Annotated in this window: 10 protein-coding genes; 5 read left to right on the top strand and 5 right to left on the bottom strand. The window is 72.6% G+C overall.

The window, feature by feature from the left end; translation table 11 throughout:
* The first annotated feature begins 33 nt into the window (after positions 1-33).
* The 3 genes from ACYVJ0_RS05945 to def are packed head-to-tail and all read left to right on the top strand — an operon-like array spanning position 34 to position 5,832.
* Positions 34-3,441: a pyruvate carboxylase gene (locus ACYVJ0_RS05945; protein WP_460816626.1), complete on the top strand. Its 3,408-nt coding sequence runs from the start codon at positions 34-36 to the stop codon at positions 3,439-3,441.
* 10 nt (positions 3,442-3,451) lie between these two features.
* Positions 3,452-5,344, top strand: coding sequence for a MinD/ParA family ATP-binding protein (locus ACYVJ0_RS05940; protein WP_460816625.1), 1,893 nt, complete (start codon positions 3,452-3,454; stop codon positions 5,342-5,344).
* Entirely contained in the window at positions 5,341-5,832 is a 492-nt protein-coding gene (gene def, locus ACYVJ0_RS05935) for a peptide deformylase (protein ID WP_449854820.1), read from the top strand. The genes ACYVJ0_RS05940 and def overlap by 4 nt, the downstream gene beginning before the upstream one ends.
* A gap of 80 nt (positions 5,833-5,912) precedes the next feature.
* Here def and ACYVJ0_RS05930 read toward each other — a convergent pair whose 3' ends face one another.
* Entirely contained in the window at positions 5,913-7,736 is a 1,824-nt protein-coding gene (locus tag ACYVJ0_RS05930) for an AMP-dependent synthetase/ligase (protein ID WP_460816623.1), read from the bottom strand.
* A gap of 127 nt (positions 7,737-7,863) precedes the next feature.
* Here ACYVJ0_RS05930 and ACYVJ0_RS05925 point away from each other — a divergent pair, with 127 nt between their 5' ends.
* Together ACYVJ0_RS05925 and ACYVJ0_RS05920 are read left to right on the top strand one after the other, a co-directional pair.
* Entirely contained in the window at positions 7,864-8,574 is a 711-nt protein-coding gene (locus ACYVJ0_RS05925; RefSeq protein WP_449854822.1) for a lysophospholipid acyltransferase family protein, read from the top strand.
* Between the two features lie 71 nt (positions 8,575-8,645).
* Positions 8,646-9,980 (top strand): class II 3-deoxy-7-phosphoheptulonate synthase, encoded by a 1,335-nt coding sequence (locus tag ACYVJ0_RS05920; RefSeq protein ID WP_460816622.1) that lies wholly within the window; start codon positions 8,646-8,648, stop codon positions 9,978-9,980.
* Positions 9,981-10,002: 22 nt separating this feature from the next.
* Here the strand turns inward: ACYVJ0_RS05920 and ACYVJ0_RS05915 are convergent, their stop codons facing one another.
* The 4 genes from ACYVJ0_RS05915 to ACYVJ0_RS05900 form a co-directional block, all read right to left on the bottom strand.
* On the bottom strand, positions 10,003-11,028 hold the full coding sequence (locus ACYVJ0_RS05915; RefSeq protein WP_460816620.1) for a helix-turn-helix domain-containing protein: 1,026 nt from the start codon (positions 11,026-11,028) through the stop codon (positions 10,003-10,005).
* Positions 11,029-11,295: 267 nt separating this feature from the next.
* Positions 11,296-12,858, bottom strand: coding sequence for an HNH endonuclease signature motif containing protein (locus ACYVJ0_RS05910; protein WP_460816618.1), 1,563 nt, complete (start codon positions 12,856-12,858; stop codon positions 11,296-11,298).
* A 206-nt stretch (positions 12,859-13,064) separates the two neighbouring features.
* Positions 13,065-15,023, bottom strand: coding sequence for a Stk1 family PASTA domain-containing Ser/Thr kinase (gene pknB / locus ACYVJ0_RS05905; RefSeq protein WP_460816617.1), 1,959 nt, complete (start codon positions 15,021-15,023; stop codon positions 13,065-13,067).
* Positions 15,024-15,096: 73 nt separating this feature from the next.
* Positions 15,097-16,413, bottom strand: coding sequence for a LysM peptidoglycan-binding domain-containing protein (locus ACYVJ0_RS05900; RefSeq protein ID WP_460816615.1), 1,317 nt, complete (start codon positions 16,411-16,413; stop codon positions 15,097-15,099).
* Positions 16,414-16,464: the final 51 nt, after the last annotated feature.

The raw sequence follows: 16,464 nt of genomic DNA, 5'->3' as shown, positions 1-16,464 counted from the left end.
CGGACGCCCCGAACCCACGGCCGAAGGAGGCACATGTTCTCGAAAGTCCTCGTCGCGAATCGCGGAGAGATCGCCATCCGTGCCTTCCGCGCGGCCTACGAACTGGGAGCGCGCACCGTCGCGGTGTTCCCCTTCGAGGACCGCGGATCGCTGCACAGGCAGAAGGCCGACGAGTCGTACGAGATCGGCGAGCCGGGCCGCCCGGTCCGCGCCTACCTCGACGTGGACGAGATCATCCGGGTGGCGCTGCACGCCGGCGCCGACGCCATCTACCCCGGCTACGGATTCCTCTCCGAGAACCCGGAGCTCGCGGCTCGCGCCGCCGAGAACGGCATCACGTTCATCGGCCCCTCGGCGAAGGTGCTCGAGATGGCGGGCAACAAGGTCACCGCCAAGGAGCACGCGATCGCGGCCGGCGTGCCCGTGCTGCGCTCCACCGACGCCTCGGACGACGCCGACGCCCTCATCGCGCAGGCCGAGTCGATCGGCTTCCCGATCTTCGTCAAGGCCGTCGCCGGCGGCGGCGGGCGCGGGATGCGCCGCGTCGAGACGCCCGACGAGCTGCGCGGAGCGCTCGAGGAGGCCATGCGCGAGGCGGGCGCCGCGTTCGGCGACGCGCGCGTGTTCCTCGAGCAGGCGGTCGTGCGTCCCCGGCACATCGAGGTGCAGGTGCTCGCCGACCGCACGGGCGCGACCGTGCACCTGTTCGAGCGCGACTGCTCGGTGCAGCGCCGCCACCAGAAGGTCATCGAGATCGCCCCGGCGCCGAACCTCGACGACGACATCCGGCAGGACCTGCACCGCTACGCCGTGGCGTTCGCCGAGTCGATCGGCTACGAGAACGCCGGGACCGTCGAGTTCCTCCTCGAGACGGCGGGGGAGCGCGCGGGCGAGGTCGTCTTCATCGAGATGAACCCGCGCATCCAGGTGGAGCACACCGTCACCGAGGAGGTCACCGACGTCGACCTCGTGCAGTCGCAGATGCGGATCGCGGCGGGCGAGACGCTGGAGGACCTGGGCCTCACGCAGGATCGGATCACGCTGCGCGGCGCCGCGCTGCAGTGCCGCATCACGACCGAGGACCCGTCGCAGGGCTTCCGCCCCGACACGGGCCGCATCACGACCTACCGCTCCCCGGGCGGCGCGGGCATCCGCCTGGACGGCGGCACGACGGCCGCGGGATCGCAGATCAGCGGCCACTTCGACTCGATGCTCGCCAAGCTCACCTGCCGCGGGCGCGACTTCCCGGCGGCCGTCGCGCGCGCCCGGCGCGCGCTGGCGGAGTTCCGCATCCGCGGCGTCGCCACGAACATCCCGTTCCTGCGCGCCGTGCTCGACGACGACGGCTTCGTCTCGGGCGACCTGAGCACGTCGTTCATCGACGAGCGGCCCGACCTGCTCACCAGCAACCCGTCGCGCGACCGCGCCACGAAGCTGCTGAACTGGCTCGCCGACGTCACCGTGAACCGGCCGTACGGTCCCAAGCCGAAGATGCTCTCGCCCGGCAGCAAGCTGCCCGACATCGACCTGTCGGCGCCCGCCCCCGACGGCAACCTGCAGCGCCTGCGTGAGCTCGGGCCCGAGGGATTCGCCCGCGCGCTGCGCGAGCAGAAGGCGCTGGCCGTCACGGAGACGACGTTCCGCGACGCCCACCAGTCGCTGCTGGCCACCCGCGTGCGCACCCGCGACCTCGTGCGCCTCGGCCCGCACGTGGCGCGCATGACGCCGCAGCTGCTGAGCGTCGAGGCCTGGGGTGGCGCGACGTACGACGTGGCGCTGCGCTTCCTCGCGGAGGATCCGTGGGAGCGCCTGGCCGCGCTGCGCGAGTCGATGCCGAACATCCCGATCCAGATGCTGCTGCGCGGGCGCAACACCGTGGGCTACACGCCGTACCCGACCGAGGTGACCGACGCCTTCGTGCGCGAGGCCGCCGAGACCGGCGTCGACATCTTCCGGATCTTCGACGCCCTCAACGACGTCTCGCAGATGCGCCCGGCCATCCAGGCCGTGCGCGAGACCGGCACGGCCCTGGCGGAGGTCGCCGTCTGCTACACCGGCGACCTGCTGAACCCGGCCGAGGACCTGTACACGCTCGACTACTACCTGCGCCTCGCGGAGCAGATCGTCGACAGCGGCGCGCACGTGCTCGCGATCAAGGACATGGCGGGGCTGCTGCGCCCCGCGGCGGCCGCGACGCTCGTGACCGCGCTGCGCGAGCGCTTCGACCTGCCCGTGCACGTGCACACGCACGACACCGCCGGCGGGCAGCTCGCCACCCTCCTGGCGGCGAGCGCGGCCGGCGCCGACGCCGTGGACGCGGCGGCGGCCCCCATGTCGGGCACGACGAGCCAGCCCTCGCTCTCGGCCCTCGTCGCCGCGCTCGCGCACACGGAGCGCGACACGGGCCTCGACCTGCAGGCCGTGTCCGACCTCGAGCCGTACTGGGAGGGCGTGCGCCAGCTGTACCGCCCGTTCGAGTCGGGACTGCCCAGCCCCACCGGCCGCGTGTACCGGCACGAGATCCCGGGCGGCCAGCTGTCGAACCTGCGCCAGCAGGCGATCGCGCTCGGGCTCGCCGACCGGTTCGAGCGGATCGAGGATATGTACGCCGCGGCGGATCGCATCCTCGGGCGCATCCCCAAGGTCACGCCGTCGTCCAAGGTCGTGGGTGATCTCGCGCTGGCGCTCGTGGCCGCGGACGCCGATCCGGCGGACTTCGAGGAGAACCCTCACAATTACGACATCCCGGATTCCGTCGTCGGATTCATGGCGGGGGAGCTGGGCGACCTGCCCGGCGGGTGGCCCGAGCCGTTCCGCTCCAAGGTGCTCGCCGGCCGCGAGGCCACCGTGCGCACCGTGGAGCTGACCGACGAGCAGCGCGAGGGGCTGGCGGGCGACACCGCCACCCGCAAGCGCACCCTCAACCGGCTGCTGTTCCCCGGTCCCGCCGCCGAGTTCGAGCGCAACCGCGAGCAGTACGGCGACCTCTCGGCCCTCGGCACCCCCGACTACCTCTACGGCCTCACGCCGGGCGAGGAGCACATCGCCGAGATCGACCCCGGCGTGCAGCTGTACGTGGGACTCGAGGCGATCGGCGAGGCCGACGACAAGGGCATGCGCACCGTCATGACGACGCTCAACGGCCAGCTGCGCCCGGTGTACGTGCGCGATCGCAGCATCGCCGTCGAGACCCGCCAGACCGAGAAGGCCGATCCGGCGCAGACCGGCCATGTCGCGGCGCCGTTCGCGGGCGTCGTGACGCTCAAGGTGGCGGAGGGCGACGAGGTGCAGGCGGGCCAGCCGGTCGCGTCGATCGAGGCGATGAAGATGGAGGCGGCCATCACCGCGCCCGTCGCGGGGCGCGTGCAGCGCCTCGCCGTGACGGGCACGCGGCAGGTGGAGGCGGGCGACCTTTTGGTCGTCGTCGCGCCCGCCGAGTAGTTTTCTCTGTGTGACACCCGACAAGAACGACCTCCTCGACGAACCCGAGGATCATGGGATCCTCGGTGACGCGGTGGCCGACAGCTCCGTGATCGGCGTGCCCGGCACGCGGACCTCGCAGCTGCGCGTGCCGTTGCCGCGCGGCTACGAGGACCTCGACGACGACGCCGACGTGGTCGACGACTCCGACGACCTCGCGCGCGGCACGATCGTGCTGGAGCTGCCGGCCGACGACGACGCCGACGACGACACCACCGACGAGCCCGAGGCGGAGATCGACGAGCCGGAGGCCGAGACCGGCGAGATCGAGGAGGACGCCGTCGCGGCGGCGCGGGCGCGCATCGGCGAGGCCCTCGTCGCGGCCCGCGCGGCGATCGCCGCCGACTCGCCGCTCGCCGGGGTGGGCGGCACCGATCGCGCGGACGCGGCGCCCGACGCCTCCGCCGCGCCGGAGGCCGGCGAGGCGGCCGCGGAGGAGCGCGCCACGAGCACCGGGGCGGGCGAGACGATCGAGCCTGCGGATGCCGCCCAGCCGGACGCGACGATCGAACCGCCGTCGGCGCCGGAGCCCGAGCCCGCACCCGTGCCCGAGCCGGCACCCGAGCCGGAGCCGCCGTCGGCGCCCGAACCCGAGCCGACGCCCGAGCCCGAGCCCCAGCCGACGCCCGAGCCCGCGCCGGCCGCCGCGCCGCGCGAGCGCGTCGCGGAGGTGCCGCGCCCCGCGGACGCCGCCATCCAGACCGACGCGCACGCGGCGGACGACACCGAGAAGGACGAGCCCGACGTGAGCCCTGCCGACCACCAACCCACGAATGACGACGCGCCGGTGCAGGGCGCCGCAGCCGCCCCGGGCGAGTCGGCGGCGCTCGCGCGCACGACCCGGTTCGTCGCGCAGCCGGTCGAGTCCAAGCGCGTGAACGCCGCGGGCGCCGAGAGCGCCGACCAGCTCACGAGCGACCGGCTCGTCGAACCGGGCCGCCACGCCAAGGTCGAGCCGGAGGGCGCCGCGTGGCGCTCCCTCGTGTTCCGCGCCACGCGCGGCCTCATCAACCCGGGGGACAGCCGCAGCGTGCGCGCCCGCAAGCAGCTGAGCGCGCAGATCTCGTCGCCCCTGCACGGCGGCGCGCGCTTCGTGCCCGTCGTGAGCCGCAAGGGCGGCGTGGGCAAGACCACCGTCACCACCCTGCTGGGCATGGCGCTGGCCGACGCCCGCGACGACCGCATCATCGCCGTCGACGCCAACCCCGACCGGGGCACGCTCGCCGAGCGTGTCGCGGGCCGCTCGGGCCGCACGGTGCGCGACGTGGTGCGCGATCACGCGCGCATCTCGGGGTACGGCGACATCTCCGACCTCGTCTCGCGCGACGAGACGCGACTGGACGTGCTCGCCTCCGACACCGATCCGCACGTCGCGCAGGCGTTCGACGACAGCGACTACCGCACGGTGGCGCAGGTCGCGGCGCACTACTACTCGATCGTCCTCACCGACACGGGCACGGGGATCGTGCACTCCGTCATGGAGGGCACGCTCGACCTCGCCGACGAGCTCGTCGTCGTGGCCGGGCTCAGCGTGGACGAGGCGCGCCTGGCGTCCGAGACCCTGACGTGGCTCGAGGCGCACGGCCGCGGGGACCTCGTCGAGCGGGCCGTCGTCGTGCTGAACCAGTCGTCTCCCGGCACGCCGCTCGTGCGCCTTGCGGAGCTCGAGTCGCACTTCGCCAGCCGCGTGCGCGCCGTCGTGCGCCTGCCGTACGATCCGGCCGTCGCGACCGGCGGCGCGATCGACTGGGCCGAGCTGCGGCGCGAGACGCGGCAGGGCGCGCGCGAGCTCGCCGCGCGCGTCGTGGAGGGCCTGCGCGGCACCGCGCGCTCGGCGGCGGTCGCGAAGGGCGGCGCGCGGTGACCGTCCGCGAGATCCGCCTCTACGGCGACCCCGTGCTGCGCACGCCTTGCGCGCCGATCGAGGTGATCGACGCGGGCATCAGGGCCCTCGTCGACGACCTGCTCGACACCGTGAAGCTGCCCGGCCGAGCCGGCGTCGCGGCGCCGCAGATCGGCGTGGGCCTTCGCGCCTTCAGCTACAACGTGGACGAGCGCGTCGGGTACGTGCTGAATCCGCGCATCGTCGAGGTGCGTGGCGAGGCCGTGCCCACGGGGGAGGGGTGCCTCTCGGTGCCCGAGCTCTGGCACGACGCGCTGCGCCACCCGTACGCGCGCGTGGAGGGTGTCGACCTCGACGGGCAGAAGGTCGTGCTGGAGGGCGAGGGCCTGTTCGCCCAGATGCTGCAGCACGAGACCGATCACCTCGACGGCGTCGTGTACCTGCAGCGGCTGCCGAAGGAGGAGCGCGCCGTCGCGATGCGCCGCGTGCGCGAGAGCTCCTGGTTCTGACGCGGCACGGATCGATCCGCGCCGCACGGTGATGCACGAAGGCCCGGCCCCTCGGGGAGCCGGGCCTTCGCGCGTGCGTGTCAGCCGAGCACGACGTTGGTGGTCGTCTCGCCCGTCGCGGCGTAGAGGTCCTCGACCTCGGCCGAGAAGTCGCGCAGGATCTCGGCGCGCTTGATCGACAGCTTCGGCGTGAGGTGTCCCGTCGCCTCCGTCCACTCCGTGCCGAGGATCGTGAACTTGCGGATCGACTCCGCGCGCGAGACGCGGGCGTTCGCCTCGTCGATCTGGCGCTGCACCTCGGCGCGCACGATCGGGCTCTTCGCCGCCTGCTCGAGCGTGAGGTCCGGCGACTCGCCGTGCGTCTCGAGCCACGCGGGCAGCATCTCGGGATCGAGCGTGACGAGCGCCGAGATGAAGGGGCGCTGATCGCCCACGACGACGACCTGGCCGACGATCGGGTTGGCGCGGATCGGGTCCTCGAGCACGGCGGGCGCGACGTTCTTGCCGCCGGCCGTGACGATGATCTCCTTCTTGCGGCCCGTGATGGTCAGGTAGCCGTGCTCGTCGAGCGATCCGATGTCTCCCGTGCGGAACCAGCCGTCGTCGAACGTCGCGGCCGTGGCCTCGGGGTTCTTCCAGTACTCCTTGAAGACGCTGATGCCGCGCACCTGCACCTCGCCGTCGTCGGCGATCCGGATGTCGACGCCCGGCAGCGCCGGTCCCACCGTGCCCACGCGGATGTCGGTCGGCAGGTTCACCGACGCGGGTGCGGTGGTCTCGGTGAGGCCGTAGCCCTCGAGGATCTTGATGCCGAGGCCCCGGAAGAAGTAGCCGAGGCGCGGGCCGAGCGGCGCGGAGCCCGAGACGGCGTACTCGACGTTGCCGCCCATGAGCGCGCGCAGCTTGGAGTACACGAGCTTGTCGAACAGGGCGAACTTCAGCCGCAGCGCGAGGCCGACCTTCTCGCCTTCCTGCACCCGCCGGGAGTGCTCGATCACCGTCGCGGCGGCCGCCTGGAAGATCCGGCCCTTGCCCTCCGCCTCCGTCTTGGCCTCGGCGGAGTTGTAGACCTTCTCGAACACGCGGGGCACGGCCAGCAGGATGGTGGGCTTGAACGACCCCAGCGCCTTCACGAGGTTCTTCGTGTTCGGCTCGTGGCCGGTGCGCACGCCCGCGTGGATGTACAGGATCGACATGAACCGGGCGAACACGTGCGCCGTCGTGATGAAGAGCACCGTCGAGGCGTTGCGCAGCGGCAGCTCGAGGGCCTTCGCGGAGTTGCGCGCCAGCTCCACGAAGTTGCTGTGGGTGAGCACACAGCCCTTCGGGCGCCCGGTCGACCCGGACGTGTAGATGATCGTGGCGAGGTCCTCGCCGCGCGCGAGCGACCGGCGACGCTCGATCTCGGCGTCCGGGACGTCGCGCCCCTCGGCGGTGAGCGTCTCGATCGCGCCCTCGTCGAGCCGCCAGACCCTGCCGATGAGCGGCAGCTCGTCCTTGACCTCCTCGTAGCGGGCCACGTGCTCGCCGTGCTCGGCGATGAGCGCGACGGCGCCGGAATCGGACAGGATCCACTGCACCTGGGCGGCGGAGCTCGTCTCGTACACGGGCACCATCACGGCGCCGGCGTAGAAGAGCCCGAAGTCCACGAGCGTCCACTCGTACGTGGTGCGCGCGATGAAGCCGATCTTGTCGCCCGGCTCGATGCCGGCCGCCACGAATCCCTTGGCGAGGCCGATCACCTGCCGCTCGAACTCGCGCGCCGTGATGTCGCGCCAGCCCTCGCCGTCGGGCACGCTGAACAGCGCGAGATCGGGGGTGGCTTTCGCGCGGATCGCCAGCAGGTCTGCGATGTTCGCCTCGGGGTCGGCGGGGACGATCGCGGGTACAGAGGTCACGTTCACGGCAGCTCCTTTGACACCGCTCGGATGGGTCTCTCCACTCTAAGCGCACTGTGGGCGCTGCGCCGCGCGAACGCGAGGGTTTAGGCTCGATGGCGCCCGGGACGACGACGGAAGGCGGGAGCGCGCGGTGTTCTACTGGTTCCTCAAGTACCTCGTCGTCGGTCCGATCGTGAAGGCCGTGTTCCGGCCGTGGATCGTGGGCAAGGAGAACATCCCCGCGGAGGGCGCCGCGATCCTCGCGAGCAACCACCTGTCGGTGATGGACTCGGTCTTCCTGCCGCTGCTGATCGACCGCCCCATGTCGTTCCTCGCCAAGTCCGAGTACTTCACGGGGCGCGGGCTGAAGGGCTGGGCGACGAAGTGGTTCATGAAGGGCACCGGCCAGATCCCCATCGACCGCTCGGGCGGGCAGGCGTCGGAGGACGCGCTGAACACGGGGCTCGGCGTCATCGCGCGCGGCGGCCTGCTCGGCCTCTACCCCGAGGGCACCCGCAGCCCCGACGGCGTGCTCTACCGCGGCCGCACGGGCGTGGCGCGCATGGCGCTCGAGGCGAAGGTGCCCATCGTCCCCGTGATCATGGTCGACACCGAGAAGATGCTGCCGATCGGCTCCACGATGCCGCGCGTCGTGCGCGTGGGCATCGTGATCGGCGAGCCGCTCGACTTCTCGCGCTACGCGGGCATGGAGAACGACCGCTTCGTGCTGCGCTCCGTGACCGACGAGATCATGGTGGCCCTGCAGCGGCTGGGGCAGCAGCGGTACAGCGACGAGTACGCCTCGTCCGCCAAGGCGCGGATCGCCAAGGAGCGCCGCGAGGGCGCCGCCGTCACGCCCTGACGAGCCCCGCGCCGCGCCCGGGCGGGCCGCGCGCGGTCGGGACCGTTCCGAGCGCGCATTAGGATCGGAACATGGCCGATCCGCACCACCTCGATGCCTGGCGTTCGCTTCCGATCAAGCAGCAGCCGGCGTATGCGGACCCCGCGGCGGTCGCCGAGGTGACGGCCGAGCTGGCGGCCCTGCCGCCGCTCGTGTTCGCGGGCGAGGTGGACTCCCTGAAGGCCAGCCTGGCCGAGGCCGCCGCCGGTCGCGCGTTCCTGCTGCAGGGCGGCGACTGCGCCGAGACGTTCTCGGGCGCGACGGCCGACAAGATCCGCAACCGCGTCAAGACGGTGCTGCAGATGGCCGTGGTCCTCACCTACGGCGCGTCGATGCCCGTCGTGAAGATGGGCCGCATGGCGGGCCAGTTCGCCAAGCCGCGCTCGAGCGACACCGAGACGCGCGGCGACGTGACGCTGCCGGCCTTCCGCGGCGAGATCGTGAACGGCTACGACTTCACGGCCGCCTCGCGCGAGGCCGACCCGCAGCGCCTGCTGCAGGCGTACCACACGTCCGCGTCGACCCTGAACCTCATCCGCGCGTTCACGAAGGGCGGCTTCGCCGACCTGCGCGAGGTGCACTCGTGGAACCGCGGCTTCGCGCAGAACCCGGCGAACCAGCGCTACGAGCGCCTGGCGACGGAGATCGACCGGGCCATCAAGTTCATGGGCGCGGCCGGCGCCGACTTCGACGCGCTCAAGACCGTCGACTTCTACACGGGCCACGAGGGCCTGCTGATGGACTACGAGCGGCCGCTCACGCGCATCGACTCGCGCACGAACACGCCGTACAACACCTCGGCGCACTTCCTGTGGATCGGGGAGCGCACGCGCGATCTCGACGGCGCGCACGTCGACTACTTCTCGCGCATCCGCAACCCCATCGGCGTCAAGCTGGGCCCGTCGACCACGCCGGAGACGGCGCTCGCGCTGATCGACAAGCTCGACCCCGAGCGCGAGCCGGGCCGCCTGACGTTCATCACGCGTATGGGCGCCGGGAAGATCCGCGACGCGCTGCCCCCGCTGCTCGAGGCCGTGAAGGCCGCCGGCGCCCAGCCGCTGTGGGTGACCGACCCGATGCACGGCAACGGCATCACGACGGCCACGGGCTACAAGACGCGTCGCTTCGACGACGTCGTCGACGAGGTGCGCGGCTTCTTCGAGGCCCATCGCGCGGTCGGCACGTTCCCGGGCGGCGTGCACGTGGAGCTCACGGGCGACGACGTCACGGAGTGCCTGGGCGGCTCGGAGCACATCGACGAGGCGACCCTCGCCACGCGCTACGAGTCGCTGTGCGACCCGCGCCTGAACCACATGCAGTCGCTGGAGCTGGCGTTCCTCGTCGCCGAGGAGCTCGAGCGCCTGTAGGCGCCTCAGGCGTGGGCCGGGATCACGGCGCCGCGAGGATCGCGTCGGACAGCCACGGGCCGAGCTCTCGGAACGCGGGCCCGTCGCCGTCGCCGTGCTCTCGGCGCGCGCCGGCGAGAAGAGCCGCATCCGGGCAGGGCTGATCGTTGATGATCGAGACCAGTTCGAGGTAGCGGCCCTCGGTCGCGTTGTAGTCCGTGTCCTGGAGCGCCGCGAGGGTGACGCCGTCGAGGTCGCGATAGCGGGCCGCGAGCCGTCGCCTGAGGTCGTCGTCCGCCGCGACGCCGGAAGACTCCGCGAGCTGCTCGACCAGCTGCCCGGCGAGGGCCGCAACCCTGGCGTCGCCTGCGGCGAACCCCGCCTGGTGGGCGGCCACCAGTCTCGGCATCAGGTCGGCGCCGGCGGAGGCGATGAACTCCTGCACGCGGGGTGTGAACCCGGGGAAGTGCGCATGTGTATCGCGCAGGTGGGAACGGGTCGTCTCGCGGAACCGCTTGTCGCGCAGCAGCTCCGCCAGGGTGATCCAGGCGTCGAGCTGCTCCGGGGTGGGGTCGGGCGGCAGCACGGGCCGGGCGCGGCGGATCTGCTTGCTCGCCTCGTCCGGAAGGCCCGCGCAGACATCGTCGAGGAAGTCGTCGATCAGTCGCTGGCGCTCCTCGTCGGACATCGTCACCAGCTTGCGCAGGAGGTTCGCGCGCTCCGCCGTGCCCTCCTGCCGCACGAGCGCGCGGAGCACGGCCCGCTTCGTCTGCATGTCGGTCGTCCGCTTCTCGATCACGTCGAGGTGCTCGGCCAGCATGTCGCGCAGCGAGGTGGTGCCGGCGAGGACCGGTCGCACCTGCTCCAGGCCGGTGTCGAGGTCGCGCAGCGTGCGGACGAACTCCAGGCGGGCGATCGCCTCCACGTCGTAGAGGCGATGGCCGCCGTCGGTCGCGTCGGTGGGCTGCACGAGCCCCTCATCGGCGTAGTAGCGGATGGCGCTGACGCTGAGCCCGGTGCGGTGCGCGACCTCGCCGATGGAGGAGAGGGTGTCTTCTGAGATGTTCATGTCCCCACCATGCGACCTCAAGCCGCTTGAGATGCAAGCCCTGCAGCCGGGAACCGTCACCGGATCCGATCGGCGAGCTCGTCCGGATGACGATCCGGACCGTCGTGCCGCGCCGGCGGCGGCCGCCGGCGGACGATCCGCGCCGGTGACGTTCGTCCACGCATCCCGGCCACGGTGGGCCCCACGGGTCCTGATGGTGCGGGGGCGCGGCTCGCTCCGGTCCGCTCGGCCGGGGTGGCTCACGCCCCCCCCGGAGCCGGCGACCGGTCACGCGGCGCGTGGTGGTGGCCCCAACGCCCAGCGCAGGGGTGAGCGGGTGGGGAGTTCGGTGGGTTCGCTGCTGTCGGGTGGGTGGAGCAGGAAGGGGCCGTGGCGGTCGCGGGTGATGCGGAAGCGGTGGTGGTGGAGGTTCATGTGGTGGAACCGGCAGAGGAGGATGCCGCGGTCGGTGTCGGTGCGTCCGCCGTGGGCGGCCCAGGTGTCGATGTGGTGGGCTTCGCAGTAGGAGGCGGGCATGCCGCATCCGCGCCATCGGCAGCCGCCGTCGCGGATGGCGAGGGCGATGCGCTGCTTCGGGGTGAACAGGCGCTGTTCCCGCCCGACGTCGAGGGGGTTCCCGTGCGCGTCGACGGTGACGGGGGTGTGCCCGGTGGTGCAGATGGCCTGCTCGACGGCCGGGGTGGGGAGTGGGTGGCCGCCATCCTCGGTGTATCCGGGGCCGGGCCAGGGGATGGGACCGGTCCTGCCGGTGCGGCCGGCACCGTTGCCGGCGACTTCGGCGGTCCCGCTGGGAGCGCCATCGCCCGTGCCGCCGCCGCCGGCGACGTGGCGGGTGGGGTCGATGGTGACGACGCGGACGCCCGGCTGGCGGGCACCGAACACCGTTTCGGCGTCGGCGACGGCGCCGGCGCGGAGCACCCCGAGGATGAGGTCGTAGGTGAGCTGGTCGTTCGTCCGGGGGTCGTCGGTGAGCTGTTGCGCTTTCGCGGCCTCGTCGGCGTCGACGAACCGGGGTCCGCCGCGGCGGGGCCGCAGGGCCGCGTCGATCACGGCCCGCATCCACGCCGCACCGTCGTCGTCGAACACGATCTTCGCGTGCGCGATGCCGTCCGCGTCCGTCCACATCCGGAACGAGCGTGCCTCGAACCGGGCCAGGAACCGCGCCTCCGCACCCTCCGGGTCCAACCGGTCCCGCAACACCCGCGCCGCGGTGGCGAGATCCTCGACCGTGCACTCGGCCGCGACGGCGACCAGCTGCTCGGCCGCGAGCCGCCATGCCTCCACTGCGGCATCCGCGCTGGCCGGCGACGAATCCTGCGACGAGCCGGTGGGTGGCTGGCCGAGGCCGCGGAGGATCGCGTCCATCTGCGCCGCCGTCACGGCCCCGCTCAGCAGGGCCTGGTCCACCGGGTCGTGCCACGGCGGCGCCGGCGGAACATTCGGGGCATCCGGATCGGCCGGATCGGCGGGACTGGGACCATCCGGCGCAGCACCCGGTCCCAGCGCGGACTCCACCAGCGACTGACCCACCCGCACCTGTCGGGCGGCGTCGCCGCGGGTGCTTCCGGACAGCTCCTGCACGAGAGCGACCGCGTTGCGATGCCCCCGACCCTGCGCGAGGCCCTTGTGCCCCGCCGCCCGTGACGACCGCGCGGAGACCACCCCGGCTGCGACCGCGCGGACGCGTTCGGCGGTCTTCGCCAGATCCGTCGCCACGGTCAGCAGCGCCAGCACGTCCTCGTCGGGAAGGGCCGCTACGACAGCGACATCCACCGGCGGCAGCGACGCGACTGCGCCCGCCCGGTCCTGGAAATCGCTGAGGAATGTCATACCCGCATCGTCCCACCCACCACCGACATCCGAACCCGCGGAAGACCCGGCCAGGGGCCGAAATGCCCGTTCTGTGGATAACCCGGTGGAAACGACGGGTGTGGACGAACCGACACCCCGCACGACCCCAACCAGAAGAGTTGCGCTGGTCGCGGCCTTCGGCGCTCCGTTCAGCAACCGACCGGTGGACAGCCGAGCGCGACGGATCAGATCGGCGAGCTCGTCCGGATGAGGAGCTGGATGGTCGTGCCGCGCTGGCGGCGGTCGCCGGCGGAGGGATCCGTGCCGGTGACGTCCGTCCACGCGTCCGGGAACGTGTTCCACAGCGGGTTGTAGCTCACCTCGAAGCCCTGATCGCGCAGGGTCTGCGCCGCCGCGTCGCGCGTCATGCCGGCGACATCGGGCACCTCGAACAGCTCGGGGCCGAGCGACTCGATGAGCGTCACGGTCTCGTCGCGCGCCCACACGCCGTCCTTGGGGACGATGCCGATCACGCGGCCGGCCTCGATGTCGCTGCTGTACTGCTTCTGCCGCTCGCCGGCGACCTGCAGACCGGCTTCGGTGAGGGTGGCCGTGGCGGAGTCGACGCTCAGGCCCGTCACATCGGGCACGGGGCCGAGCGAGACCGACAGGATCGCCCCGTCGCCCTCGTGCGCGGTGCAGCCGTCGATGCAGTCGAGGACCTCGTCGGATCCGCTGGGCTGGATCCGCACGTTGCTCACCCTGCCGCGCTCCGGCTCGAGGAAGTACTCGCGCACCTCGATGACCGAGAGCCCCAGCGCCTCCAGCTGCGCCGTCACCTCGGCCTGCGGGATGTCGGTGAGCTTCGGGATCGCGACCTCGGCGGGCCCGATCGAGACCTCGAGCGTGACCACCGTCTCCTGATCCACGCGGGCTCCCGCATCGGGATCCGTGGCCATCACCTCGCCGGGGGTCACGTCGACGCTGTGGACGTCGCGCCGCTCGGCGACGAGGTTGTGCTCCTCGAGCACGGCCGCCGCCTCGTCGTACGCGAGTCCCTGCACCTGCGGGACCGCCACCTGCGAGCCGGGGCCGGATCCCCACCACCAGCCCGCGCCGCCGGCCGCCGCGGCCAACAGCAGCACGAGCGCGACGAGCAGGCCGCCCCTGCGTGTGCGTCGCGCGCTCGCCCGGCGCAGGCGCGAGGAGTTGTCCTCGCTCGGCGCCACCGGCCCGGTGCTGCGCGGCACGTCGTCGGTCAGAGCGGTCGTGGCGGCGAAGGGCAGCACCTTGGTCGCCTCGGCGTCGCCGCGGTCGACCTCGGGCATCGCGCGGGTGCGCGAGGCGAGCGGCGCGATGCCGAGCTCGCGCTCGATCTCGCGCAGGCGCTCGAGCATCTCCTGCGCGTCGGAGGGCCGCTCGTCCGGCGTCTTCTCGGTCGCCCACAGCACGAGCTCGTCGAGCTGCTCGGGCACGCCGGGGTTCTTCACGCTCGGCCGCGGCACCGAGTCGGTCGCGTGCTGGTAGGCGATCTGCATGGGCTGCTCGCCCTTGTACGGCTGCTCGCCCGCGAGCATCTCGTAGAGCATGATGCCGAGCGCGTAGATGTCGCTGCGGGCGTCGGCCGTGCCGCGCGTGACGAGCTCGGGCGCGAGGTAGGCGATCGTGCCGAGCAGCTGGGCGCCCGTGGCGGTGTTGGCGCTCGTGGCGCGCGCGAGGCCGAAGTCGCCGATCTTGATGCGGCCGTCCTCGGCCAGCAGCACGTTCTCGGGCTTCACGTCGCGGTGGATGAGCCCGGCGCGGTGCGCCGCCGCGAGGCCCGAGAGCACGGCGTCCATCACGGTGATCGTCTGCGTCACGGTGAGGCGCTTCTGCTCCTTCAGCAGCTCGCGCAGCGTGATGCCGGGCAGGTACTCCATGACGAGGTAGGCGAGCTCGCCGTCCTGGCCCTGGTCGAACACGTTGACGACGTGGGGATCGGCCAGCCGGGCCGCCGAGCGCGCCTCCTGGATGAAACGGCTCTGGAAGACGCTGTCGTCGCTGAGATGCGCGTGCATCACCTTGAGGGCCACGCGGCGCTCGAGTCGCAGGTCGGTGGCGACGTAGACCGTCGCCATTCCGCCGCGCGCGATCCGCGCCCGCACACGATACCGGCCGTCGACAAGCCGCCCGATGAGGGGGTCGACCTGCTGGCTCGTGCTCACGGGAGAAGTCTACGGAAGGCGGCCTGGCAACCCGGCCAGCGGCGCACCGCGCGCGCCCACCCCATCGTGCCGCTCAGCCCAGCGTCGCGAGCCAGGCGTAGGCCTGCTGCTCCCACTGGCCGTAGCGCTCGGGGAAGGCGGAGATCTGGACGGCCTGGGCCGCGTCGCCGAACGACAGGCCCTCCCAGCCGGCGATGTCGTAGAGCCCGCGCGGCTCGCCGCCGTTGGGGGCGCCGCGGCCGCCGAAGAACGCCTTGGTGGCGCGGGCCGGATCGAGGATCTGCTCGGGCGTGCCCCAGCCCTGGCTGGGTCGCTGCTGGAACAGGCCGAGCGAGTCGCGGTCGCCGTGGTGCACGTTGCGGAGCTCGGACTCGACCATCGCCGTGGCCAGTGCCGTGGCGATGGCGCGGTCGGAGGCTCCCACCTCGCGCCCCACGCGGATGATGAGGCGCGCGTGCTCGGTCTGCTCGGCGTCGAGCGTCGCGTGCCTCTGCGCGTCGGCGGCGGCCGGTTGCGGCATGCTCAGCAGGAGCTTCTGACCCGGGTAGATGATGGCGCCGTCCGAGAGGCCGTTGGCGCGCAGCAGCGTCGACACGGCCACGCCGTGCTTCTGCGCGATCGCCCACAGCGTCTCGCCCACCTCGACGACGTGTGCATCGGCCTGCGCCTCGGGGGCGCCGGCCGCGGGGGAGATCGCGGTCGTGGCGGCGGCGGGCACCGGCGCCGGCGCGGCGCCGATACGCAGCTGCTGGCCCGGGTGGATGACGGCGGCGTCGCTGATCCCGTTGGCGCTGAGGATGGCCTGCACGCTCATGCCGTGCTGCCTGGCGATGGCCCACACGGTCTCGCCGGGCGCCACCGTGTGCGTCGTCGCGGCGGGCGCGGGTGCCGCGGCGGCCGGAGCCGGGGCGGGCGCTGCGGCGGGGGTGGGCGCGGGGGTCGTGAGCGCGAGCTTCTGGCCGGGGTAGATGACTGCCGACGCCTTGAGTCCGTTCGCGGCCAGCAGCGCCTCGACGGTCATGCCGTGCTGACGGGCGATCGACCAGATCGTCTCGCCGGCGGCGACGGTGTGCACCGTGGGGTCGGACGGCGCGGGCACGGGCACCGATCCCGCCGACGGGGGAGTGAGCCGCAGCACCTGGCCGGGATGGATCGTGCTCGTCGTGCGCAGGCCGTTCCACACGAGGACGTCGATCGTGCGCAGGCCGTTGCGGATGGCGATGCGCGTGATGGTGTCGCCCTCCTCGACGACGTGCTGCTCGGCGGTGGCGTGCGCCGGCGTCGCGTACATCGCGCCGGCGAGCGATCCGACGATCGCGACCGGCGCCGTCGCCAGCATCGTGCGGTGCGCTCGCGCGCCGTCCGTCGAGTTGCGTCGTGTTCCACGCATCACTGACCCCCTCGCGATCTCCAGACACACCGTGTCAGACATGTATATCCG

This window comes from Microbacterium petrolearium (assembly GCF_054782875.1).
This window is presented reverse-complemented; position numbering and strand designations above follow the sequence as displayed.